At 73.2% G+C, this 21,231-nt stretch carries 21 protein-coding genes and 3 tRNA genes; 15 read left to right on the plus strand and 9 right to left on the minus strand.

What is annotated here, in order from left to right:
• The first annotated feature begins 160 nt into the window (after positions 1 to 160).
• From ACSJJR_RS03755 to ACSJJR_RS03795, 9 genes are all read left to right on the plus strand, one after another.
• A complete protein-coding gene (locus ACSJJR_RS03755) occupies positions 161 to 1,078 on the plus strand; it encodes a dihydrodipicolinate synthase family protein (protein WP_435942156.1) in 918 nt (305 codons plus the stop codon).
• Between the two features lies 1 nt (position 1,079).
• Positions 1,080 to 2,108, plus strand: a complete 1,029-nt coding sequence (locus tag ACSJJR_RS03760; RefSeq protein WP_435942157.1) for an ROK family protein — start codon at positions 1,080 to 1,082, stop codon at positions 2,106 to 2,108.
• Positions 2,109 to 2,215: 107 nt separating this feature from the next.
• Complete coding sequence (locus tag ACSJJR_RS03765; RefSeq protein ID WP_435942158.1) at positions 2,216 to 2,905, plus strand: N-acetylmannosamine-6-phosphate 2-epimerase; 690 nt, start codon at positions 2,216 to 2,218, stop codon at positions 2,903 to 2,905.
• Positions 2,906 to 3,086: 181 nt separating this feature from the next.
• Positions 3,087 to 3,368, plus strand: coding sequence for an HU family DNA-binding protein (locus ACSJJR_RS03770; protein WP_249369047.1), 282 nt, complete (start codon positions 3,087 to 3,089; stop codon positions 3,366 to 3,368).
• Positions 3,369 to 3,616: 248 nt separating this feature from the next.
• Positions 3,617 to 4,432, plus strand: coding sequence for an ABC transporter ATP-binding protein (locus tag ACSJJR_RS03775; protein WP_435942159.1), 816 nt, complete (start codon positions 3,617 to 3,619; stop codon positions 4,430 to 4,432).
• Positions 4,408 to 6,120, plus strand: a complete 1,713-nt coding sequence (locus ACSJJR_RS03780) for a transporter (RefSeq protein ID WP_435942160.1) — start codon at positions 4,408 to 4,410, stop codon at positions 6,118 to 6,120. The genes ACSJJR_RS03775 and ACSJJR_RS03780 overlap by 25 nt, the downstream gene beginning before the upstream one ends.
• A gap of 113 nt (positions 6,121 to 6,233) precedes the next feature.
• Positions 6,234 to 6,971 carry a glucosamine-6-phosphate deaminase gene (gene nagB, locus ACSJJR_RS03785; RefSeq protein ID WP_435942257.1) on the plus strand — a complete coding sequence of 246 codons (738 nt, stop codon included), beginning with the start codon at positions 6,234 to 6,236 and terminating at the stop codon, positions 6,969 to 6,971.
• A gap of 170 nt (positions 6,972 to 7,141) precedes the next feature.
• A complete protein-coding gene (locus ACSJJR_RS03790) occupies positions 7,142 to 7,513 on the plus strand; it encodes a DUF3039 domain-containing protein (RefSeq protein WP_435942161.1) in 372 nt (123 codons plus the stop codon).
• Positions 7,510 to 9,327 (plus strand): DEAD/DEAH box helicase, encoded by a 1,818-nt coding sequence (locus ACSJJR_RS03795; protein WP_435942162.1) that lies wholly within the window; start codon positions 7,510 to 7,512, stop codon positions 9,325 to 9,327. Before ACSJJR_RS03790 ends, ACSJJR_RS03795 begins: the two co-directional genes overlap by 4 nt.
• Positions 9,328 to 9,459: 132 nt before the next feature.
• Here the strand turns inward: ACSJJR_RS03795 and ACSJJR_RS03800 are convergent, their stop codons facing one another.
• Positions 9,460 to 10,869 carry a nicotinate phosphoribosyltransferase gene (locus tag ACSJJR_RS03800; RefSeq protein WP_435942163.1) on the minus strand — a complete coding sequence of 470 codons (1,410 nt, stop codon included), beginning with the start codon at positions 10,867 to 10,869 and terminating at the stop codon, positions 9,460 to 9,462.
• 38 nt (positions 10,870 to 10,907) lie between these two features.
• On the opposite strand from ACSJJR_RS03800, the gene clpS reads away from it, so the two are divergent.
• The 5 genes from clpS to ACSJJR_RS03825 are packed head-to-tail and all read left to right on the plus strand — an operon-like array spanning position 10,908 to position 14,155.
• Entirely contained in the window at positions 10,908 to 11,219 is a 312-nt protein-coding gene (gene clpS, locus ACSJJR_RS03805) for an ATP-dependent Clp protease adapter ClpS (protein ID WP_435942164.1), read from the plus strand.
• On the plus strand, positions 11,216 to 11,911 hold the full coding sequence (locus tag ACSJJR_RS03810; protein ID WP_435942165.1) for a DUF2017 family protein: 696 nt from the start codon (positions 11,216 to 11,218) through the stop codon (positions 11,909 to 11,911). Before clpS ends, ACSJJR_RS03810 begins: the two co-directional genes overlap by 4 nt.
• A 31-nt stretch (positions 11,912 to 11,942) precedes the next feature.
• Entirely contained in the window at positions 11,943 to 12,743 is an 801-nt protein-coding gene (murI, locus tag ACSJJR_RS03815; RefSeq protein ID WP_435942258.1) for a glutamate racemase, read from the plus strand.
• Between the two features lie 42 nt (positions 12,744 to 12,785).
• Entirely contained in the window at positions 12,786 to 13,616 is an 831-nt protein-coding gene (locus ACSJJR_RS03820; RefSeq protein WP_435942166.1) for an MBL fold metallo-hydrolase, read from the plus strand.
• Between the two features lie 2 nt (positions 13,617 to 13,618).
• On the plus strand, positions 13,619 to 14,155 hold the full coding sequence (locus ACSJJR_RS03825) for a DUF3054 domain-containing protein (protein WP_435942167.1): 537 nt from the start codon (positions 13,619 to 13,621) through the stop codon (positions 14,153 to 14,155).
• A gap of 83 nt (positions 14,156 to 14,238) precedes the next feature.
• Here the strand turns inward: ACSJJR_RS03825 and rdgB are convergent, their stop codons facing one another.
• From rdgB to ACSJJR_RS03860, 7 genes are all read right to left on the minus strand, one after another.
• Complete coding sequence (gene rdgB, locus ACSJJR_RS03830) at positions 14,239 to 14,919, minus strand: RdgB/HAM1 family non-canonical purine NTP pyrophosphatase (RefSeq protein WP_435942168.1); 681 nt, start codon at positions 14,917 to 14,919, stop codon at positions 14,239 to 14,241.
• Positions 14,916 to 15,707 (minus strand): ribonuclease PH, encoded by a 792-nt coding sequence (gene rph / locus ACSJJR_RS03835; RefSeq protein WP_435942169.1) that lies wholly within the window; start codon positions 15,705 to 15,707, stop codon positions 14,916 to 14,918. The genes rdgB and rph overlap by 4 nt, the downstream gene beginning before the upstream one ends.
• Before the next feature lie 56 nt (positions 15,708 to 15,763).
• A tRNA-Leu gene (locus ACSJJR_RS03840) sits at positions 15,764 to 15,848 on the minus strand.
• A gap of 53 nt (positions 15,849 to 15,901) precedes the next feature.
• A complete protein-coding gene (locus tag ACSJJR_RS03845; protein ID WP_435942170.1) occupies positions 15,902 to 16,378 on the minus strand; it encodes a peroxiredoxin in 477 nt (158 codons plus the stop codon).
• A 224-nt stretch (positions 16,379 to 16,602) separates the two neighbouring features.
• Positions 16,603 to 16,764, minus strand: coding sequence for a hypothetical protein (locus ACSJJR_RS03850; protein WP_435942267.1), 162 nt, complete (start codon positions 16,762 to 16,764; stop codon positions 16,603 to 16,605).
• A 353-nt stretch (positions 16,765 to 17,117) separates the two neighbouring features.
• A tRNA-Lys gene (locus ACSJJR_RS03855) sits at positions 17,118 to 17,194 on the minus strand.
• A 36-nt stretch (positions 17,195 to 17,230) separates the two neighbouring features.
• A tRNA-Lys gene (locus tag ACSJJR_RS03860) sits at positions 17,231 to 17,307 on the minus strand.
• Between the two features lie 205 nt (positions 17,308 to 17,512).
• On the opposite strand from ACSJJR_RS03860, the gene ACSJJR_RS03865 reads away from it, so the two are divergent.
• Positions 17,513 to 18,439: an ATP-grasp domain-containing protein gene (locus tag ACSJJR_RS03865; protein ID WP_435942171.1), complete on the plus strand. Its 927-nt coding sequence runs from the start codon at positions 17,513 to 17,515 to the stop codon at positions 18,437 to 18,439.
• A 35-nt stretch (positions 18,440 to 18,474) separates the two neighbouring features.
• Here ACSJJR_RS03865 and ACSJJR_RS03870 read toward each other — a convergent pair whose 3' ends face one another.
• Positions 18,475 to 21,177: a DEAD/DEAH box helicase gene (locus tag ACSJJR_RS03870; protein WP_435942172.1), complete on the minus strand. Its 2,703-nt coding sequence runs from the start codon at positions 21,175 to 21,177 to the stop codon at positions 18,475 to 18,477.
• Positions 21,178 to 21,231: the final 54 nt, after the last annotated feature.

Consider the following 21,231-nt stretch of genomic DNA (forward strand, 5'->3'; position numbering starts at 1 on the left):
GGGCCGGTGCCACCCGCTGTGACCCGCCGCCCAGACGCCCCGCCCTGGGCCTCGTCGCGCGCCCAGGACCCCGTCCCAGGGGTAGCGAGGGCGGGCCGCATCTGGCACACTTACACCTAGACGTCAGACGTCTGATCAACTGTCAAAGAAGAGAGTAACCATGGACACCCGCTTTACCGGCGTCATCCCCCCCGTCGTCACACCGTTCAAGGACGGCGAGATCGACTTCGAGTCCCTCGACAAGGTCGTCGACTTCCTCATCGACAACGGCATGAACGGGCTCTTCGTCGGCGGCTCCTCCGGCGAGGTCGCCTACCTCACCGACGAGCAGCGCGACGCCGTCGCCGCCCGCGTCATCAAGCACACGGCGGACCGTGTCCCGGTCCTCGTCGGCGTCATCGACACCACCACCGCCCGCGTCATCGCGCAGGCCAAGCGCGCCGTGGCCCTGGGGGCCGACGCGATCGTCGCCACCTGCCCTTTCTACGCCATCAACGACATGACGGAGATCGAGGACCACTTCCGTGCCATCGCCGCCTCGGTCGATGTCCCGGTCCTGGCCTACGACGTGCCCGTGCGCCTCAACGGCAAGAAGCTCGCCGCCGAGATGCTGGTGCGGCTGGGCGCCGACGGCGTGCTCGCCGGTGTCAAGGACTCCTCTGGCAATGACGTCGCCTTCCGCCGCCTTGTCCAGCTCAACGAGAAGGCCGGCCACCCGCTGGCCCTGCTCACCGGCCACGAGTGCGTCGTTGACGGCATGCTCCTGGGCGGCGCCGACGGCCTCGTGCCCGGCTACGGCAACGTCGAGCCCCGTGCCTACGCCGACCTGTGGGCCGCGGCCAAGGCGAAGGACTGGGACGAGGCCCGCCGTATCCAGGACGGTATCAACGAGGGCTTCGAGATCGTCTTCGTCCCGCAGGGCCGCTCCGCAGACGCCACGGGCATCGGCGCCTTCAAGACCGTCATGGAGGCTCAGGGCACCATCGCCTCCAACGAGATGGCCTTCCCGGTCAAGGCCCTTGAGGGCGAGACCAAGGAGGGCGTCATCGCCGTTGCCCGCAGCCGGGGCCTGGTCTGACATGACCTCACCGGTCCCCGCCGCAACGGCGCCCCGTCCCGACGACGACGTGCTGGTCGGCGTTGACCTGGGCGGGACGAAGATCGCTTCCGCCCTCGTCGCCACCGACGGCACCGTCCTCAGCGAGGTCCTTGAGGTGCCGACGCCGGCCCACGACGGCCCTGAGCGCATGCTCGACGCTATCGCCGGGCTCGTCACCCGCGTCGTGGCGGCGGGGACCCACACCCGCCCCGGTGAGCCGGTGCGCCCTCTCGCCGTGGGCATCGGCTCCGCCGGCGTCATCGACGCCGACAGGGGAGTGGTCACCTCCGCCACCGACGCCATCACCGACTGGCCCGGCACCGACATCGTCACGGGCGTCAGCCGCCGGCTCGACGCGGCGGCAGTCACCACCCCCGACGGCGGCACGCCGCTCGTCCACGTGGACAACGACGTCAACGCCTACGCCGCAGGCGAGGCCTGGATCGGCGCCGGCGCCGGCGCGCGCACAGCCCTCGTCGTCGCCGTCGGCACCGGGGTGGGAGGCGCCGTCATCCTCGGCGGCTCGGTCCACCACGGCGCCCACTACGTCGCCGGCGAGATGGGGCACATGCCCTGTGGCCTCGCCGGGCAGGAGACCTGCACCTGCGGGCGCCCAGGACACCTCGAGGCGATCGGGGCCGGGCCCCAGATCGCCCGGCGCTACCGGGAGGCCACCGGCGCCACCGAGGTCACCACCGCCCTCGCCGTGGAGCGGCTGGCCGACGCCGGAGACACCACCGCCCAGCGGGTCTACCGGGAGGCGGCCGTCGCCCTGGGCAAGGCCATCGCCCAGGTGGTCACCGTCCTCGACCCGGACAAGATCATCATCTCGGGGGGCCTGGCCCGCTCCGGCGGGCTGTGGTGGGGTCCCCTGCGCGAGACCGTCGCCTCCGAGCTCGTGGACCTCGTCTCCCGAGACACGGTGCTCCTGCCGGCCACCCTCGGCACCACAGCACCCATCATCGGGGCCGCGCACGAGGCGCACCTGCGCCTGGCCCGCGCCTTCTGACCCGACGCTCCGGCGCCGCAGCCACTGGCCGCGGCGCCGGAGCGCGTCCGGGGCGCCGCGGCCCACCTGCCAGCACAGCGAACCCACTGACCATGAAGGAAGCACCCATGAGCACCCTCAACCCCGTTCTCGAGAGGCTGCGCGGCGGCCTCATCGCCTCCGCCCAGGCCTACCCCGGCGAGCCCATGCGCGACCCGCGCACCATGGACGAGGTCGCCCAGGCCTGTGTGGCCGGAGGCGCCGTCGGCATCCGCGCCCAGGGCCTGGCGGACCTCGCGCTCATCACCCAGCACGTGGACGTGCCGGTCATCGGCCTGTGGAAGGACGGCCACGACGGCGTCTTCATCACCCCGACCCTCACGCACGCCATCGCCGTGGCCGCCACCGGCGTCGAGATCGTCGCCATCGACGCCACCCGCCGCCCCCGCCCCGACGGCCTCACCTTCGCCCAGACCGTCGAGGGCCTCAAGCGGGCCCGCCCGGGCGTCCTCGTCATGGCCGACTGCGGCAGCCTCGACGACGCCAAGATGGCCCAGGACGCCGGCGCGGACATCCTCGGCACCACCCTGGCCGGCTACACCGGCGAGCGGCCCAAGACGGACGGCCCCGACGTCGAGCTCATCGACCAGGTCGCCGCCATCGCCCAGGTGCCGCTCGTCGTCGAGGGTCGTGTCCACACCCCGGCCCAGGCCACGCTCGCCATGCAGCACGGAGCCTTCGCCGTGGTCGTCGGCACCGCCATCACGCACCCGACGACCATCACCTCCTGGTTCGTTGACGCCGTGAGGAAGGCCTGAGGGCCGTTGCCCGCGTGGTGGGTGTGACTGGTGTGACGGGCGGTGAGGCGTGGACGCCCCAGGGCGGCGCCGTACCGCTCAGAACGCCGCGATATCTGACAAAACAGGCCACTTATGCATAGCGTTACCGTCAGCGGCGCCGAACCGACCCGGTGCCCACCCACGACTGAGAGGCAGATCCATGTCCGTCAACCGCACTGAGCTCATCGCCGCCATCGCCGAGAAGGCCGACCTCACCAAGGTCCAGGCCGACGCCTTCCTCGGCGCCTTCCAGGAGGTCCTCGTCGAGAACGTCGCCAAGGGCGAGGCCGTCAAGATCACGGGCCTCATGGGCGTCGAGCGCGTCGAGCGCGCTGCGCGCACCGGCCGCAACCCCCGCACGGGCGAGGAGATCCAGATCCCGGCTGGCTACGGCGTCAAGCTCACCGTCGGCTCTGCCCTGAAGAAGGCCGTCGCCAAGTGACGGCTGGGTGAGCGGGGCGGCGCCAGCCGCCGCGACCACCGGTTGCCGTGAGGTCGTCCCACAGAGTGTGGGGCGCCCTCACGGCGTCCGTGCTGGTGCTGCCGGCGTGCTGGTGCTGCCCGCGTGCTGGTGCTGCCCGCGCGCCGGCCGGCGGGGCAGGCACCTCCGGCCAGGCTCCTTCGCCAGGAGCACCTCCGATCCTCCTGGCGGACGAGGCGCGGGCCACCTCGCCTTCCTAGGGTGGGGCCATGGCCGTCACCGACCCCACCTCGCCCTTCCCGCCCCCGTCGGCGCCCGACAGCCGCCCACCGGCCCTGCTGTGCCAGGACCTGAGCAAGGCCTTCGGCCAGAAGATCGCCGTCAACAACCTGACGCTGGCGGTCCCCACCGGATCCGTCTACGGCGTCGTCGGTCCCAACGGCGCCGGCAAGACGACCACCTTGTCCATGGCCACGGGGCTGCTGGTGCCCGACGGCGGCCGCGTCCTCGTCCACGGCATCGACGTCTGGGAGCAGCCCGCCCGCGCCAAGGCCCAGCTCGGTGTGCTGCCCGACGGGCTGCGCACCTTCGACCGACTCAGCGGCCTCGACCTGGTCACCTACGCCGGTCTCCTGCGAGGCCTCGACCGCGCCACCGTCGTCGAGCGCGCCAGCCAGCTCCTTCACGTCCTGGGCCTGTGGGACGCGGGAACCACTCTCGTCACCGACTACTCCGCGGGCATGCGCAAGAAGGTCCACCTCGCCTGCGCCCTCGTCCACTCGCCTGCCGTGCTCGTGCTCGATGAGCCCTTCGAGGCCGTCGACCCGCTGTCGGCCCAGACCATCCAGGCGCTGCTGACGGACTTCGCCGGGGCCGGGGGGACCGTCGTCATCTCCAGCCACGTCATGGCCACCGTCCAGCGCTGGTGCTCCCACGTGGCCGTCATCAGCAACGGCCGGGTGCTGGCCGCGGGCACCACCGACGAGGTCGCCGCGGGTGCGGACCTCGACACCCGCTTCGCCCAGCTCGTCGGGGCCCCGTCCACCCGGGAGGAGCTGGCGTGGCTGCGACCCTCCTCCGTCTGAGGTGGCGGCTGACGCTCAACGCGCTCTCACGCAACGTGTGGGCGCTGGTCGGCACCGTCATCGGCACCCTCTACGGGATCGGGCTCCTGGGCATGCTCCTCGTCGGAGCCGTCGGGCTGGGGCAGGCGCCCGCCGACGTCATCGCCCAGGTGCTCGCCGCCGTCGGGGCGCTGACGGTCCTGGCCTGGACCCTCATCCCGCTCGTGCTCACCGGAGCGGACACCACGCTCGACCCCCGTGCCATGGCCGCCTGGGTCGCGCCCTCACCCGCGCTGTCGCGGGGCCTGGCCGTGGCCGCGGCCGGCGGCGTCACCGGCGTCCTCACCGGACTGGGGACGCTGCTGCCGGTGCTCGTGTGGGCGTGTGCCGGCCAGGCGGGCGCCGCCCTGCTGTCCCTCACGCTCGCCCCCGCCCTGCTCGCCACCTGCGTCCTTCTCAGCCGCGTCGTCGTCATCGGACTCGGCGTGTCCCAGTCCCGTCGTGGGCGCGAGCTGGCGGGTGTCGCCGGCATGCTCGTGGTGCTCACCGTCGCCATGCTGCCCTCCGTGCTGGGCAACCTCGGCGCGGGCGGGAGCCGGGCTGTGCTGGCAGCGGCGCGCACGGGCGCGCAGGTCGCGGGCCTGAGCCCCTTCGGCTGGCCTGCTGCGGCGCCCGGCTACCTCGCCCAGGGGCGCGTCCTGCTAGCCGTGGCCCTGGCCCTGGGCGCCTGGCTCGTGCCCTTGGCCCTCGTGCCCGTCTGGGACCGGGTGACCAGGCGCGTGATGACAGGACCCGCCCGGGCCCGGGCCCGCAGCCGCTCCTACGAGGCCGCGGGACATCGGGGTGGCGCGGCGGTGCGGGTGCTGGCCTGGCACGCCCGCCTGTCGCGGTTCCTGCCCTCGCCCGCGGCCGCCGTCGCCGCCCGGTCCCTGCGCTACTGGCGCAGCGACCCGCGCTACCTGTCCCAGATGGTTGCGATGGTCCTCGTACCGGTCGTCCTCACCGTCGCCCTCGCCGGCAGCAGGATGGCCGTCCTGGGGCAGGAGGGCGGGACGCTCTTGCTCGGAGGGATGCTGTCCTGGGGCAGCGCGCCCCCGCTGGTGCTCGCAGGGGCCGTCATCGCCGCGCTCATGTGCGGCTGGGGCCTGCACGACGACCTCGCCTTCGACTCCACCGCCCTGTGGCAGCACGTGTCCGCCGGGCTGAGCGGGCGCGACGACCGGCTGGGGCGCGTGGTCGCGGCGGCCCTGTGGCAGCTGCCCGTGGTGGTGGTCCTGGCCGCAGCCGCTGCCGGGGCCAGCGGGCGGTGGGACATGCTGCCGGCCGTGCTGGGGCTCAGCGCCGCCGTGATGGGCTGTGCCTACGCCTGGTCGAGCGTGACGAGCGTGCTCCTGCCCTACGAGGCCAACGCGCCGGGGGAGAGCCCGCTGCGCTCGCGCACCTCTGGGACCTCCTTCATCGCCGGCCTGGTGCAGGCCGTCGGCCTGGGGCTCATCGCCGTCATGAGCGCCCCCGTGGGCGTGGGCCTCGTCGTGACCGCGGTGAGCGGGCGGTGGGCGTGGGGCTGGCTCGTGCTCGTGGGCGGACTGCTGTGGGGTGCGGGCGCCACCTGGGGCGGTGTCGTCCTGGGAGGCCGGTACCTGGACGAGCGGGGGTCGCGGGTGCTGGCCACGATCCGCTCCTGGCCCGGTCACGAGGAGATCCGTTGACCGGAAGACCCCAAGACGTCAGACGTCAGACGCTTGGAGTGGGTATGCTTGACCCGCGCACCGAGGCGCACCGGCGCACGCCGCCGTGGACCCGAACCCCGAGGGGGAACAAGATGGAGCTCATCGTCCTGGACACCGCCGAGCAGATCGCTGAGCGGGCCGCCGACGCCATCGAGGAGCTGCTCACCACCAAGCCCGACGCCGTCCTGGGGACCGCCACCGGCTCCAGCCCGCTGCCGCTCTACGACGAGCTCACGCGCCGCTGCGAGGCCGGACGCATCTCCTTCAAGGACGTCACCGGCTTCATGCTCGACGAGTACGTCGGCCTGCCCGAGGGACACCCCGAGCGCTACGCCACCTTCATGGAGCGCAACCTGCGCTCGCGCGTTGACATGAGCCCCGGCGCCCTCAACGGCCCCGACGCTCTCAACCCGGACCTCCAGGCCGCCTGCGACGAGTACGAGGCCAAGATGGCCGCCGCCGGCTACTGCGACCTGCAGATCCTCGGCATCGGCGCCGACGGCCACATCGGCTTCAACGAGCCCGGCGGCCCCCTCGACTCCGTCACCCACGTGGACGTCCTCACCGAGCAGACGCGCCGCGACAACGCCCGCTTCTTCGACGGCGACATCGACGCTGTGCCCACGCACTGCATCACCCAGGGCCTGGGCACCATCATGAGGGCCCGCAAGCTCGTCCTCATCGCCACCGGTGAGAACAAGGCCGAGGCCGTGCGCCAGCTCGTCGAGGGCGAGGTCAGCGCCCAGTGGCCCGCCACCGTCATGCAGAACCACGCCGACGCGCTCGTCCTCGTGGACCCCGCGGCCGCCAGCCTGCTGAGCAAGCGCTGAGCCGGCGCCTCCCGCCCGGGGGAGGCGCCCGCGCAGCGCACAGGGGCCGCCTGCTCCGAGCGGGCGGCCCCTCGCCGTCGGCCCACCGGGCGCCGGCGCCGTGTCCCCAGGACAAGGACCACAGGACCCACCCGGGGGCAGGGGCCCCTCCCCGTCCTACACTGGCGCCCATGAGCGAGCCCCTCACGACGCCCCCCGTGCTCAGCACGGACGCCCCCGGCGGCCCCACCGGGCCCGGCAGCCCGCTCTCGGAGCCCTCCACCGGCACCGCCGTCCTCGAGCGCGAGGAGCTGCGCTCCACCGACGACGGCGACGCCGACCGCTTCGCCCACTACGTGCGCAAGGACCGCATCGCCGCCGCCGCGGCCACCGGGCGGCCCGTCGTCGCCCTGTGCGGCAAGGTGTGGACCCCCGGCCACGACCCGTCGCGCTACCCCGTGTGCCCTACCTGCAAGCAGATCTACGAGAGCATGAAGGACGGCCGCTCCGGCGGCACGGGACCTCGTCGCCCCCGCTTCCCCTTCGGCCGGGGCGGTCAGTGAGCCCCGCGCGCGGCTCCCAGGCAGCAGGTCACCCCACCCAGCCCTCGATCTTCGCCGCCGAGAACCTCTCGCCGGCCTACCCGCGGCGTGCCGCCTGGGGCACGGCCGGGTCCCTGCGCGCCTGGCAGGCCGAGGCCCTGGAGGCCTACCTGTCCTCCATGCCCGAGGACTTCCTCGCCGTCGCCACCCCCGGCGCCGGCAAGACGACTTTCGCCCTGCGCGTCGCCACCGAGCTGCTCAGCCGCGGCGACGTCCACCAGGTCACCGTCGTCGCCCCCACCGAGCACCTGAAGTACCAGTGGGCCGAGGCCGCCGCCCGCGTCGGCATCCACCTCGACCCCTCCTTCACCAACTCGCAGGGGGTGCTCGGTTCCCGCTTCGACGGCGTCGCCCTGACCTACGCCCAGGTGGCGGCCAACGCCAACCTCCACCGCGCCCGCACCGACGCCCGCCGTACCCTCGTCGTCCTCGACGAGATCCACCACGGGGGCGACGCCAAGAGCTGGGGTGACGCCGTGCGCGAGGCCTTCACCCCCGCCCGCCGCCGCCTGGCCCTGACCGGCACCCCCTTCCGCTCCGACGAGTCCGCGATCCCCTTCGTCCGCTATGACGAGGAGCCCGGCGGCATCAGGCGCTCCCACGCCGACTACTCCTACGGCTACGCCGAGGCCCTGCGCGACGGCGTCGTGCGGCCCGTGATGTTCATGACCTACTCCGGGCAGATGCGCTGGCGCACCCGGGCCGGTGACGAGGTCGCCGCCCGCCTGGGAGAGCCGCTGACCAAGGACCTCGAGGCCCAGGCCTGGCGCACCGCCCTCGACCCCTCCGGCCAGTGGGTCCCGGCGGTGCTCGCCGCCGCCGACCAGCGCCTGAGCGAGGTGCGCCGCCAGGTGCCCGACGCCGGCGGCCTCGTCATCGCCACCGACCAGGCCCGCGCCCGCGCCTACGCCGCGCAGCTGCGGGCCATCACCGGCCAGGCCCCCACCGTCGTCCTGTCGGACGACTCCGGCGCCTCCAGCCGCATCGAGGCCTTCTCCGCCTCCCGTGACCGCTGGCTCGTCGCCGTGCGCATGGTCTCCGAGGGCGTGGACGTGCCCCGCCTGGCCGTCGGTGTCTACGCCACCTCCACCTCGACCCCGCTGTTCTTCGCCCAGGCGGTGGGCCGCTTTGTGCGCTCACGCGCCAAGGGGGAGACCGCCAGCGTCTTCCTTCCCTCCGTCACGCCCCTGCTGGGCCTGGCCAACGAGATGGAGGTGGCCCGGGACCACGTCCTGGGCCGGGCCCGCACGAGCGAGGACGACCTGCTCGGCTACCCCGAGGACCGTCTGGTCGCCGAGGCCAACAAGGAGGACAAGGCCTCGGACGACCTCCTCAGCTCCTTCGAGGCCATGGAGTCCACCGCCGAGTTCGACCGGGTCCTCTTCGACGGCGGGGAGTTCGGCACCGGCGCCGTGGTCGGCAGCGTCGAGGAGCAGGACTACCTCGGGCTGCCCGGCCTGCTCGAGCCCGAGCAGGTCACTGCCCTGCTGCGCCAGCGCCAGGACAAGCAGATCCAGGCGCACCGGCGCAAGACGGCCGCCGCCGCCCAGCGCCGGGCCAACTCGGGCATCGACGACGCCCGCAGGCGGCAGGCAGCCCGCAAGGAGCTGTCCCAGCTCGTGGCCGCCTGGGCGCGCCGCTCGGGCCAGCCCCACGGCGTCGTCCACAACGACCTGCGCCGCGTGTGCGGAGGCCCCGAGGTTGCCCAGGCCTCCACCGAGGAGATCGAGAAGCGGGTGCAGACGCTGCGTCGCTGGTTCGTCGGCAAGTGCTGACGCCCTGTCCTGCCCGGCCCCCACCTCCGCGGTGCTCATCTCCACCTCCTCGGTTTGCGCGCGAGCGTACGGCAACAGCCCAGGGACCTCGCGCGCAAACCGAGGAGGTGGAGGCGGGCGGAGCGGAGCGCCTCAGCCGCGCAGGGCCTGGCGGCCGTCGAGGTCGAGGTGGCGCGTGGGCACCGCCGGCTCACCCTCACTCAGACGCCACGCCTCGTAGGGCAGCTCCGCCCGCGAGGTCTGGTGGCGCTCAGCCGCAGCCGCCAGCCCCCCAGGGCCGCGGTGCTCCTCCTGGATGGTGCCGTTGACGACGAGGTCCACCTGGAGAGGACGGGCCCCCGCGGCCTCCAGAGCGGCCAGCGCCTGGTCGCCCTCGCGCGCGGAGATGACGAGCTCCTCGCAGGCCCGCCCCGAGGCGTCCACCACGCGTCCGGCCCACTTGCGGCCGCCGACCGTGGCCTTGCCGCCCTGGGAGAACTTGGCGACCTCCTGCATGACGCCGTCGCCGTCAGCCCTCTCCACCAGCTTGTACACCAGGGCCGCCGTCGGCCGCCCCGAGCCCGTGACGAGCTTGGTGCCGACGCCGTAGGAGTCCACGGGGGCGGCGCCCAGCGCCGCGATCGCGTACTCGTCCAGGTCGTTGGTCACCGTGATCCGCGTCGAGGTGGCCCCCAGCGAGTCGAGCTGGGCGCGGGCCTTGAAGGCCTCCGCCACCAGGTCGCCCGAGTCCAGGCGCACCGCGCCCAGCTCGGCGCCGGCCGCGCGCGCCGCCTTGACCGCCCGCTCGATGCCCTGGGCGATGTCGTAGGTGTCCACGAGGATGGTGGTGCCCGGGCCCAGCGCCGCGACCTGGGCGGCGAAGGCCTCCTCCTCGGTGTCGTGCAGCAGCGTGAAGGAGTGCGCCGAGGTCCCCACGGTCGGGATGCCGTAGCGCAGGCCGGCCTCCAGGTTGCTCGTCGCTGTGAAGCCCCCGACGACCGCCGCGCGCGCCGCGGAGACCGCCGCCCGCTCGTGGGCACGGCGCGCCCCGAAGTCCGCGCAGGGGCGCCCGTGGGCGGCGATCGTCATCCGGGAGGCGGCCGAGGCCACCGCGCAGTCGTAGTTGTAGATCGACAGCGCCAGCGTCTCCAGGACGCAGGCCTGGGCGAAGGTCCCCTCCACCGTCAGCAGCGGGGAGCCGGAGAAGTAGCACTCTCCCTCGGCGTAGCCGCGGATCGTGCCCGTGAAACGGAAGCCGCGCAGGAAGTCGAGGGTGTCGTCGTCCACCACCTGCTGGGCGTGCAGGAAGTCGATCTGCTGAGCCGTGAAGGTGAAGCGCTCGATGGCGTCGAGCAGCCGCCCGGTCCCGGCCACCACACCGAAGCGCCGCGAGGGCGGCAGGGAGCGCCCGAAGAGCTCGAAGACGCTGTGCCGGCCAGCCGTGCCCGAGCGCAGCGCTGCCTGGAGCATGGTGAGCTCGTACATGTCCGTCAACAGCGACGTCGTGGGGGAGGCCAGGGGAGCAGTGCGGGGAGCGGGCGCCTGCGCGGGCTGAGTAGTCATGACACCAACCTAGTCCCTGCGCCGTTACGCTGGGGTCCATGTGTCCCACCGCGCCCACCGTCTTACCCGGCACGCGGCAGGACGCTCGCACCTCGCCCCTGCACCAGTGGCACACCGTCGTCCACGACGACCCCGTCAACACGATGGACTACGTCGTGTGGGTCCTGCGTACCTACTTCCGCCTGCCCACCGCTCTCGCCGAGCGTCGCATGATGCAGGTGCACACCACCGGGCGCGCCGTCGTGTCCACTGGTCCGCGCGAGCGCATGGAGGTGGACGTCGCCGCCATGCACTCCTACGGGCTGCGCGCCACCATCGAGCCGGCCGGCCCCGACGGGACCGGGCAATGAGGTCCTTCGAGCCGGTCGAGACCGGCTGGCAGAGCCGGCTGGAGGTCTGGGAGCGCGAGTACCTGGCCGGCCTGGTCGAGCAGGTCAGCCTCGTCCTGGCCGCCGAGGGCCCCCTCGAGGCCACGGCCACGCCCGCGGCGTCCTCCCCGCCGGGCAGCGACCGCACCCCGGACGACGCCGTCCTGGCCTCCCTCGACTTCGAGGCCCTGGCGCACGCCCCCGACGGCCGGGCGCCCGACGAGGGCGCGGCCCCACCGGCCCCGCTGCCCGCTGGCGTCGTGACCGTGCTGGAGGTCCTGCTGCCGGAGGCGAGCGAGGACCCGGAGGTCGCCGTCGAGGTCTCGGCCTTGAACCGCCAGCGGTTGCGTGCCCTCAAGCACAGCCGGCTGACCGAGGTCCTCGGCGAGGTCCTGGAGCCCACCGGGGACGGTGGGGCAGTCCTCGTGCGCCGGGGCGGTGAGGGCAGGTGGCTGGCCGCCCTCAACGACCTGCGCCTCGTCCTGGCCCACGTGCTCGGTGTCGAGGACGCCGACGACGCCGAGGGCGTCCACGAGCTCGCCCGGCAGCAGCCGTCCGGCCAGGAGGATGAGGAGACCCAGGTCCGGCGCGCCCTGGCAACGGCCTACGGGGTGCTCACCTGGTGGCAGGAATCACTGCTGACCGTGCTATTGGCGGGTCAGGGCCCCGCCTAGTCTCGGGAGCGTGGAAAACGCGCCCATCGGGATGTTCGACTCAGGCGTCGGCGGCCTGACGGTGGCGCGCGCCATCATCGACCAGCTGCCGCATGAGGAGATCCTCTACATCGGGGACACCGCGCACGCCCCCTACGGGCCGCGCCCCATCGAGGAGGTCAGGGGCCTGGCCCTCAGCGTCATGGACGAGCTCGTTGACGCCGGCGTCAAGATGCTCGTCATCGCCTGCAACACCGCCTCCGCCGCCGTCCTGCACGACGCGCGCGCCCGCTACACCCGCGGGCGCGGCGTGCCAGTCGTCGAGGTCATCCACCCGGCCGCCCGGGCCGCCGCCCGCGTGACCCGCAACGGCCGCGTCGGGCTCATCGCCACCCAGGGCACGGTGGACTCGCGCGCCTATGACGACGCCCTGTCCTCCGTGCCGGGTGTCGAGCTGCTGTCAGCCGCCTGCCCGCGCTTCGTCGAGCTGGCCGAGCGCGGCACGACCACCGGACCGGAGGTCATGGAGGTCGCCCGCGGCTACCTCGCCCCGCTGCGCGCCGCCGAGATCGACACCCTCATCCTGGGCTGCACGCACTACCCTCTGCTCACGGGCGCCATCTCCTACGTCATGGGGCAGGACGTCACCCTGGTGACCTCCTCCGAGGAGACCGCCAAGGACGTCTACCGTGAGCTCGCCGGCTGCGACCTCCTGCGTGACACCCAGGCGCCCGCCCCCGTCCACCGGTTCCGGGCGACGGGCGACCCGGACGCCTTCGCCGTCCTCGCCCGTCGTTTCCTCGGCCCCGAGGTCGGCTGCGTGACGCGTGCCTGCGTGCCCGCAGCCGGCTGACCCCACCCCGCCCGTTCCCGGCCTCCTCAGCAAGGACCACCTATGAAGCTCACCGTCATCGGATGCACCGGCAGCATGTCCGGCCCTGCCTCCGCGGCCTCGTCCTACCTCGTGCAGGCCACCGGTGCCGACGAGGCGGGCGAGGAGCTCATCTACTCGGTGGTCCTCGACCTCGGCCCCGGCGCCATGGGGCAGATGCTGCGCTACCTCGACCCTGCCGACCTCGACGCCCTGGTCATCTCCCACTGCCACGCCGACCACATGGTGGACATGGTCGGGATGCACGTCTACCGCCGCTGGCGCCCCACCGGCGCCCTCGGGCCCGTCCTGACCGTGGGGCCCGGTGAGCTGCTCCACCGGCTCAACGGCGTGGACGGCACCCCCGAGACGGAGACCTACGCGACCGAGTTCGACTTCCGCACCGCCGTGCCGGGCGAGTCCTTCCAGGTGGGTCCCATGACGATCACGCCCTACGCCGCGCTGCACCCCGTGGAGGCCTACGGCTACCGGATCGAGGGTCCCAGTGAGCAGGTGGGCCCCGACGGCCGGCGCCGTCAGGTCTCACTGGCCTTCACCGGGGACACGGACCTGTGCGAGTCGATCTGCGAGATGGCCGACGGCGTGGACCTCCTGCTCGCCGAGGCGGCCTTCGTCGAGGGCCGTGACACGGTGCGGGGCATGCACCTGACGGGCAAGCGGGCCGGCCAGCTCGCGGCGGGGACGGCCGGCAAGGCGCCCCGGCGTCCCGTGGGCCAGCTCGTCCTCACCCACATCCAGCCGTGGACGGAGCACCGCATCCCTCTGCGCAACGCCGCTCTCGCCTACGAGGGGCCGCTGGAGGCGGCGACGGCGGGCGCGACCTGGGAGATCTGAGGATGGCTAGCCCGGAGCCGCGTCGCGTCTCCTTCACGCCCGCGGTGCCTGACGGCCCGGACCGTCCGTGGACGCGCGGGCGCCGCACCCGCTGGTGGCTGGTGCCTCCGGCGGACCTCGTGAGCGTGCTGCTCGTGGCGGCCTTCGTGTGCGCCTCCGTGCACGATCTGTCTCTGTTGCCGCCGATGCTCGTGCACGGCGTCATCTCGACGGCCCTGGCATGGCTCGTGGCATGGGGCCTCGCCCGGCCTGAGGACCACCTGGAGGCCGCGGACCGCGACGGGCTGACGGTCGTGGGCACCACCTGGCTCGTGTGGCTCGTCACGCGCCTGGCCACCGGTGGGGACGTGGCGGGCACGTGGCTGGTGCTGGCCGTCGCCCTGCTCGTCGCCCAGGGCGGCTGGCGCTGGGTCTACGGCTACGTCAAGGCCCAGGAGTCGCTGGTCCCGAAGCCGGTCCAGCGCCGGCTCGATGCCCAGGCTGCCCGCGACGCCCAGGTGGCGCACGGGCTCCGAGAACCGCAGGACACGCCCGCGTGAGGCGGTGACGGCTGCTGGCCCCGGGCACCAACGGGAAAGGGACAGCCGACGTCACGGACCGTCCCGCCGCCCGGGAACCGGCCTCAGTGTGACAGCAGGTCAGCCAGGACGGGAGCCAGGTCCCTGAGGGCCTTGCCCCGGTGGGAGATGGCGTTCTTCTCCTGCGCGCCCATCTGCGCGCTCGTGCGCCCGGACCCGCCTGCGGCGTCCTCCTCGGCCGGCACGAAGACCGGGTCGTAGCCGAAGCCGCCCTCGCCGACGGGGGCGTGCAGGAGCCGGCCGTGCATCGAGCGCTCCACGACCGTCACCGTCTCGTCCGTACCAGCACCGGCCGCGGGCACCACGAGGACGGCCGCGCAGGTGAAGTGGGCCGTGCGGTGAAGGTCGGGCACGTCGCTGAGCTGGTCGAGCAGCAGCCTGAGGTTCGCCGCGTCGTCGCCGTGACGGCCGCACCAGCGCGCGGAGAAGATCCCGGGGGCGCCGCCGAGCACGTCAACGCACAGACCTGAGTCGTCGGCGACCGCGGCGAGCCCCGTGGCCCGGGCCAGCGCGCGCGCCTTGAGCTCGGCGTTGGCCGCGAAGGTCAGACCGTCCTCGACCGGCTCGGACACCTTGAGCTCGGCGGCCGAGACCACCTGCTCCGGCTCGAGGCCGGGGACAAGGGGAGTGAGGAGCTCGCGCAGCTCGCGGAGCTTGCCCGCGTTGTGGGTGGCCAGGACCAGGCGGGCGCCCTCGGGCACCGCGACACGCTGCGCGGCGCTCACTGCGCCGCCTTGCCGGAGCGCACCGTGAAGGGCGCGCCGTGCGGCCCGGCGAGGGCACGGCGCTGCAGCTGCGCCAGCTGCGCGTTGCCCTTGGCCGCCAGGTCGAGCAGTGCCCCCAGCTCGTCTCGGGTGAAGGGCGCGTGCTCGGCGGTGCCCTGGACCTCGATGAAGCGCCCGTCGCCGGTCTGCAGGACGTTCATGTCCGTGTCGGCGCGCACGTCCTCCTCGTAGGGCAGGTCGAGGCAGGGCACGGAGTCGATGACGCCGACGCTGATGGCTGACAGGGTGTCGCTGAGCACCGGCCTGCCGGCGCGCGCGGTGATGAGGCCGCGCCCGGTGCCCCAGGCGACGGCGTCGGCCAGGGCCACGTAGGCGCCGGTGACGGCAGCGGTGCGGGTGCCGCCGTCGGCCTGGAGCACGTCGCAGTCCAGGGCGATGGTGTTCTCGCCCAGGGCGGCCACGTCGATGACGCCGCGCAGTCCCCGGCCGATGAGCCGGGAGATCTCGTGGGTGCGGCCGCCCACCTTGCCGCGCACGGACTCGCGGCCGCTGCGCTCGCTGCCGGCGCGCGGCAGCATGGCGTACTCGGCGGTCACCCAGCCCTCGCCGCTGCCCTTGCGCCAGCGCGGAACGCCCTCGGTGAAGGAGGCGACGCACAGCACGCGGGTGCGGCCGAACTCGACCAGGACGCTGCCCTCGCCGTGCTCCTGCCAGTGACGGGTGATGGTGACGGGGCGCAGCTCGTCGGTCGCGCGCCCGTCCTTGCGGGTGAAGACGGTGGTGGTCACCGGCTCAGGGTACCGGGCTCCCGGCGGCGCCCTGTGGCGGGGCCGGGCAGCCGGCCTGGTGCGCGAGAAGGGACTCGAACCCTCACGCCCGAAGGCACCAGAACCTAAATCTGGGGCGTCTACCACTTCCGCCACTCGCGCTCGGCGCCCCACCCTACCGCCCGGGCAGGGACGGTGCCGGTCCGGTCCGAGCCTCAGCCGAGCCCCAGCTCGGCGCGCAGGCGCCCCACGTGCCCCGTGGCCTTGACGTTGTACCGGGCCAGCGTCACCAAGCCGTCGCGGCCGACGACGACGGTGGAGCGGATGGTCCCCGTGAGCAGGCGTCCGTAGCTCTTCTTCTCACCCCAGGCGCCCCAGGCCTCCATGACGGCGTGGTCGGGGTCCGACAGCAGCGGGAAGGGCAGCGACTCCTTCTGGGCGAAGCGGGCCAGGGCCGCCTGCGGGTCGGGGGAGATACCGACGACCTCGTAGCCGGCCTCGCGCCACGCGCCCAGGGAGTCGCGGAAGTCGCAGGCCTCCTTCGTGCAGCCGGGGGTCGAGGCGCGCGGGTAGAAGTAGACGACGACGCCCCGCTCGGCCGCCTCGCGCAGGGCCGCGAGGCGGACCTCGGTGCCGTGGGCGTCGGTGAGGGTGAAGTCGGGGGCGGTGTCGCCGACGGCGAGGGCGGGCATGTCGGTCTCCTTGAGATGGGGTGGTGCGGTGCGCACGACCCTATCGGCACGGTCCCGGCGCACGCCGCCGTGGCGCGCGTGGGGCCGCGCGGGCCGCGGGCCCCGTGACGGCTGCGGGCCCCCGCTTAGTGGGGGAGCGGGGGTCCGCAGGCTGCGTGTGGTGTGCGCCCGGTGACGGGCTCCTGTGCCCGGCAAGATCCGGGGCCAGGACCGTGTACCGGGGCTCAGGCGGCCAGGGCGAGGGCGCTGCGTGCCGCCTCCACGCGCTCCAGGGCCCGCTCCAGGCGGGAGGGGGAGGCGGTGGCGTCCAGGGAGGACAGCTCGGCCTGGGCCGCGTCCAGCTCGCGCTCGGCGGCCTGGCGGGGGATGTCGTACATCGTGCTCATGGTCATCATTCCTTCTTCCTCGTGGCCCCGAGGGGCCCTTCGTGTGCCGGGTGCGTGCGCAGGTGCGTCCTGCGGCCCGGCAGGCTGTGGGGGCGGCCCGGTGGCGCTGCGTCGGTGGCACGCCTGTGGGCGGCGGTGGTCGGCCAGGCGGCGCGCTGTGGCACGGCCCGCCAGCCGGTGCAAGGACCAACGCTCACGGTGCCTGCGTCTATTGCGGCAGGTGACGTGCCCGTGGACGCAGGCCGGCCACAGTGGATCGTGGCAGCGGCCAAGGAGAGGGAGGAGCCGGTCCCCTGTGGCGTCGTGGTGCGGGTCAGGGCCGTTCCCGGCCATCTCGACCCACGGTCCTTGCGTGGTACCCCCTCAGGGACTCGAACCCTGGACACCCTGATTAAGAGTCAGGTGCTCTAACCAACTGAGCTAAGGAGGCGTTGGTTGCGGGCCGCACCCCGAGGGGCTGAACCCGTGGTACCCCCTCAGGGACTCGAACCCTGGACACCCTGATTAAGAGTCAGGTGCTCTAACCAACTGAGCTAAGGAGGCATGTCCTCCCAGACGCAAGCGCCTGGCGACGGAGGATGACTCTACGGCGCCGGTGGCGCTGAGTCCAATCGCGAGGACCCCAAACCGGCCAAGTGTGCGAGAAGTCTCATGGGGGCGGGGGTGCGGTGGCGCCGTGTGCGCCCCGGCCGTCCGCAAGGGGGCCGACAAGGGCTCACGCGCACCCGGGGCGCGGTACGGTGGCCCGGTGACCCAACCGATCGTGACCCTTGCGACCAGTGCCGACTACCCCCACCTGGACACCGACGACCAGGGGCTGCCCGACGCCCTGCGCGAGCGGGGGATCGAGCCGCGCATCGCCGTGTGGAACGACCCCGGCGTCGACTGGGACGAGGCCGGCGTCGTCGTCCTGCGCTCCGTGCGCGACTACGCCAAGCGCCGCAACTACGCCTCCTTCCTCGAGTGGACCCAGTCGGTGCCGCGACTGCTCAACCACGCCTCGGTGGTCGGCTGGAACTCGGACAAGCACTACCTCCAGCGCATGGCCGCCTACGGCGTGCCCATGATCCCCACGACCTGGCTCGAGCCCGAGCAGCAGCTGTCCAAGCACCAGGTCCACACCCGCTTCCCGGCCCACGGCGACTTCGTCGTCAAGCCCGCCGTCTCCTCCGGGGGGCGCGGCACGGGGCGCTACACGGCCATGGACGCGGGCTCGCGCGCGGACGCCATCAACGACGCCGTGCACCACCTGCACCGCGGGCGCACCGTCATGGTCCAGCGCTACCTCGAGGAGGTTGACCGCAAGGGCGAGCTCTCCCTCGTCTACTTCAACGGCGTCCTGTCCCACGCCGTGGAGAAGGCCCCCATGCTGCACCCCTCCTTCCGCTCCACCGACGAGGAGGAGGCGCACGAGGAGATCGTGCGCGCCCGTGAGCCCAGTGAGCAGGAGTGGCTGTGGGGTGAGCGCGTGCGCAAGGCGATCCACGGCGTCGTCAAGGAGACCGCCGGGCGTGACATCCAGCTCCTGTTCAACCGCGTGGACGTCGTCTCCGACGGCGAGGGCGGCTTCTACCTCATGGAGGTCTCCCTTATCGACGCCGGCCTCTACCTCACCTCCTCGCCGCAGGCGATGACGAACTTCGCCGACGCCATCGCCCAGCGCGTCTTCTGGTGACGGCGCACGACGCCGTGCCCGCCCCGGCACCGGGCTCAGCCCCGCGGGCCCACTGACAGCAGGCGCAGCACCACCTGCTCGGCCTCGTCGCTGGCCGCCAGGTCCACGAGGGCGCACAGGCGCCAGTCGTGGTCACCCTCGGGGTCCTCGATGACCTGGGTCGCCAGCCACACCCTGCGCCCACTGCGGCCCAGGGCCTCAATGAGCCGCTCGGAGACCCCGGCGAGGGCCAGCGTCTGCTGGTCCGGGGCCTCGTCCAGGGGGGCCAGGGCCACGGAGCGCGCCGCGGTGTGCGTGCCGATCCAGTCGTACTCCTCCCAGTAGCGGGCCAGCGTCTCGTCCCAGCGCTGCGCGTCCCAGCCGGAGGCCCCGTCCAGGCGGCCCAGGGCCTCGACGTCGTCGCGGGCCATGAGCTCGACCCTGCGGAACATCTCACGGCGCACCGCCACCCGGAAGGCGTGCAGGTTGCGGGTGAGGGCCACCTTCCCGTCCGCGTCCGCCCCAAAGGCCCGCTCCACCCCGCTGGAGCCCTCAGCCCCGGCCCGCTCGCCCTCGAGCAGGGCGGCCCCCTCGGCGGCCCTGCCGGCCTCGGCCGCACCCAGGGCCTCCCACTCGTCCAGCAGGGAGGAGTCCACCGCCCGCACGAGGGCGCCGAGCCACTCGATGACGGCGACGACCTCCTCGGTGCGGTGCTCCTCGGGCACCACCTGGCGCAGGGCCCGGTAGGCGTCGGTGAGGTAGCGCAGGACCACGCCCTCGCTGCGTCCCAGCTCGTAGCGCGAGACGAGGTCCGAGAAGGTCATGGCGTTCTCCACCATGTCGCGCACGACGCTCTTGGGGCTCAGCTCGTACTGGGTGACCCACGGGTTGGCCCGGCGGTACATCTCCAGCGCGGGCGCCAGCAGCTCAGCCAGGGGCCGGGGCCAGGTGACCTCCTCCAGGGCCTGCATCCGCTCGTCGTAGTCCAGGCCCTCGGCCTTCATCGCCGCCACCGCCTCGCCCCGGGCCTGGCGCTGCTGGGCGTACAGCAGCGGGCGCGGGTCATCCAGGGTCGCCTCGACGACACTGACGACGTCGAGCGTGTGCGTGGGCGAGTCCACGCCCAGCAGGTCCATGGCGGCCAGGGCGAAGGGTGCCAGAGGCTGGTGCAGCGCGAAGTCGTCGGGCAGGTCCACCGCCAGGCGCAGGCGCGGCCGACCGTCCTCGGCGGCCCGGGTGCTGGAGACGTGCTCGAGCACGCCGGCGGTGCGCAGAGACAGGTAGATCGCCACCGCCTGGCGCACGTGGGCGTGCCGCTGAGACGCCGTGCACTGCACCCGTCCCAGCAGCCGGGCCATGTGGGCCACCGGGTCCCCGGGACGCTCCATGAGACTGAGCACCATCGTCGTCGTCACCTGGAACTGGCTCGTGAGCGTCTCGGGAGCGCTGTCGCGCAGCCGCTCGAAGGTCTTGTCCGTCCAGTTGACCCGCCCCTCGGGGGCCTTCTTGCGCACGATCTTGCGGCGCTTGCGCTCGTCGTCGCCCGCCTTGGCCAGGGCCTTGGCGTTGTCGATGACGTGCTCGGGCGCCTGCACGCTCACGTAGCCGCGCGTGTCGAAGCCCGCCCGCCCCGCCCTGCCCGCGATCTGGTGGAACTCACGTGCCGTGAGGTGGCGCTCCTTGGACCCGTCGAACTTCACCAGGCTCGTGAGCACGACGGAGCGGATGGGCACGTTGATGCCCACGCCCAGCGTGTCCGTGCCGCAGATGACGCTGAGCAGGCCCTCACGCGCCAGGCGCTCGACCAGGCGCCGGTAGCGCGGCAGCATGCCGGCGTGGTGCACGCCGATGCCCGAGCGCAGCAGCCGCGAGAGCGTCGCGCCAAAGCCAGGGCCGAAGCGGAAGGCCCCCAGGGCCGCGGCCACCGCCGCCTTGCGCTCCTTGGGCACCAGGTCCACGCCCAGCAGCGCCGTCGCCCGCTCGATCGCCTCCTTCTGGGAGAAGTGGACGACGTACACCGGCGCCCGGCCCTGCTGCACGAGCCGCTGCAGGAGCTCACCGATGGGCTCGACGACGTACTCCATCTCCAGGGGGACGGGCCGCTGGGCGTCGTCGAGGACGGCGACGGGCCTGCCGGTGCGCTGCTCCATGTCCCGCACGAAGAAGGACACGTCACCCAGCGTCGCCGACAGCAGCACCATCTGGGCCTGGGGCAGCTCCAGCAGAGGCACCTGCCAGGCCCAGCCCCGCTGCGGGTCCGCGTAGTAGTGGAACTCGTCCATCACCACGGTGTCGACGTCGAGCTCCGTGCCCTCACGCAGTGCCTGGTTCGCCAGGATCTCCGCCGTGCAGCAGATGATCGGCGCGGCGGCGTTGACCGAGGTGTCGCCGGTGACCATGCCGACGTTGCGCGCCCCGAACAGGCGCACGAGCTCGAAGAACTTCTCGCTCACCAGCGCCTTGAGCGGCGCCGTGTAGTACGAGCGCGCGCCGCGCGCCAGCGAGGCCGTGTGCGCCGCCAGCGCGATCATCGACTTGCCAGAGCCGGTCGGCGTGGCCGCGATGACGTGACGGCCCTCGAGGACCTGTGACAGGGCCTCGTCCTGGTGCGGGTAGAGCGGGCGGCCCGTTGACTCGGCCCACTCGGTGAAGGCGAGGTAGACCTCCTCGGGCTCCGGGACGTGCTCGGGGTCATTGGCCGGGATGAGCGAGTCGAGGAGCGCGTTGAGAGCCGGGACGTGCGCTGCGGGAGAGGCCATGCGGCCATGCTCCCACACGGGCTCGCACCCGGCCCCGGACGAGTATGCGGACGG

Source organism: Actinomyces sp. W5033, from assembly GCF_051303165.1.

Excerpts from the sequence above, each read along its gene's own strand:
- ACSJJR_RS03755 (WP_435942156.1), top strand. The coding sequence starts at position 161 with ATGGACACCCGCTTTACCGGCGTCATCCCCCCCGTCGTCACACCGTTC.
- ACSJJR_RS03760 (WP_435942157.1), top strand. The coding sequence starts at position 1,080 with ATGACCTCACCGGTCCCCGCCGCAACGGCGCCCCGTCCCGACGACGAC.
- ACSJJR_RS03765 (WP_435942158.1), top strand. The coding sequence starts at position 2,216 with ATGAGCACCCTCAACCCCGTTCTCGAGAGGCTGCGCGGCGGCCTCATC.
- ACSJJR_RS03770 (WP_249369047.1), top strand. The coding sequence starts at position 3,087 with ATGTCCGTCAACCGCACTGAGCTCATCGCCGCCATCGCCGAGAAGGCC.
- ACSJJR_RS03775 (WP_435942159.1), top strand. The coding sequence starts at position 3,617 with ATGGCCGTCACCGACCCCACCTCGCCCTTCCCGCCCCCGTCGGCGCCC.
- nagB (WP_435942257.1), top strand. The coding sequence starts at position 6,234 with ATGGAGCTCATCGTCCTGGACACCGCCGAGCAGATCGCTGAGCGGGCC.
- ACSJJR_RS03790 (WP_435942161.1), top strand. The coding sequence starts at position 7,142 with ATGAGCGAGCCCCTCACGACGCCCCCCGTGCTCAGCACGGACGCCCCC.
- ACSJJR_RS03800 (WP_435942163.1), bottom strand. The coding sequence starts at position 10,869 with ATGACTACTCAGCCCGCGCAGGCGCCCGCTCCCCGCACTGCTCCCCTG.
- clpS (WP_435942164.1), top strand. The coding sequence starts at position 10,908 with ATGTGTCCCACCGCGCCCACCGTCTTACCCGGCACGCGGCAGGACGCT.
- ACSJJR_RS03810 (WP_435942165.1), top strand. The coding sequence starts at position 11,216 with ATGAGGTCCTTCGAGCCGGTCGAGACCGGCTGGCAGAGCCGGCTGGAG.
- murI (WP_435942258.1), top strand. The coding sequence starts at position 11,943 with ATGTTCGACTCAGGCGTCGGCGGCCTGACGGTGGCGCGCGCCATCATC.
- ACSJJR_RS03820 (WP_435942166.1), top strand. The coding sequence starts at position 12,786 with ATGAAGCTCACCGTCATCGGATGCACCGGCAGCATGTCCGGCCCTGCC.
- ACSJJR_RS03825 (WP_435942167.1), top strand. The coding sequence starts at position 13,619 with ATGGCTAGCCCGGAGCCGCGTCGCGTCTCCTTCACGCCCGCGGTGCCT.
- ACSJJR_RS03845 (WP_435942170.1), bottom strand. The coding sequence starts at position 16,378 with ATGCCCGCCCTCGCCGTCGGCGACACCGCCCCCGACTTCACCCTCACC.
- ACSJJR_RS03850 (WP_435942267.1), bottom strand. The coding sequence starts at position 16,764 with ATGAGCACGATGTACGACATCCCCCGCCAGGCCGCCGAGCGCGAGCTG.
- ACSJJR_RS03870 (WP_435942172.1), bottom strand. The coding sequence starts at position 21,177 with ATGGCCTCTCCCGCAGCGCACGTCCCGGCTCTCAACGCGCTCCTCGAC.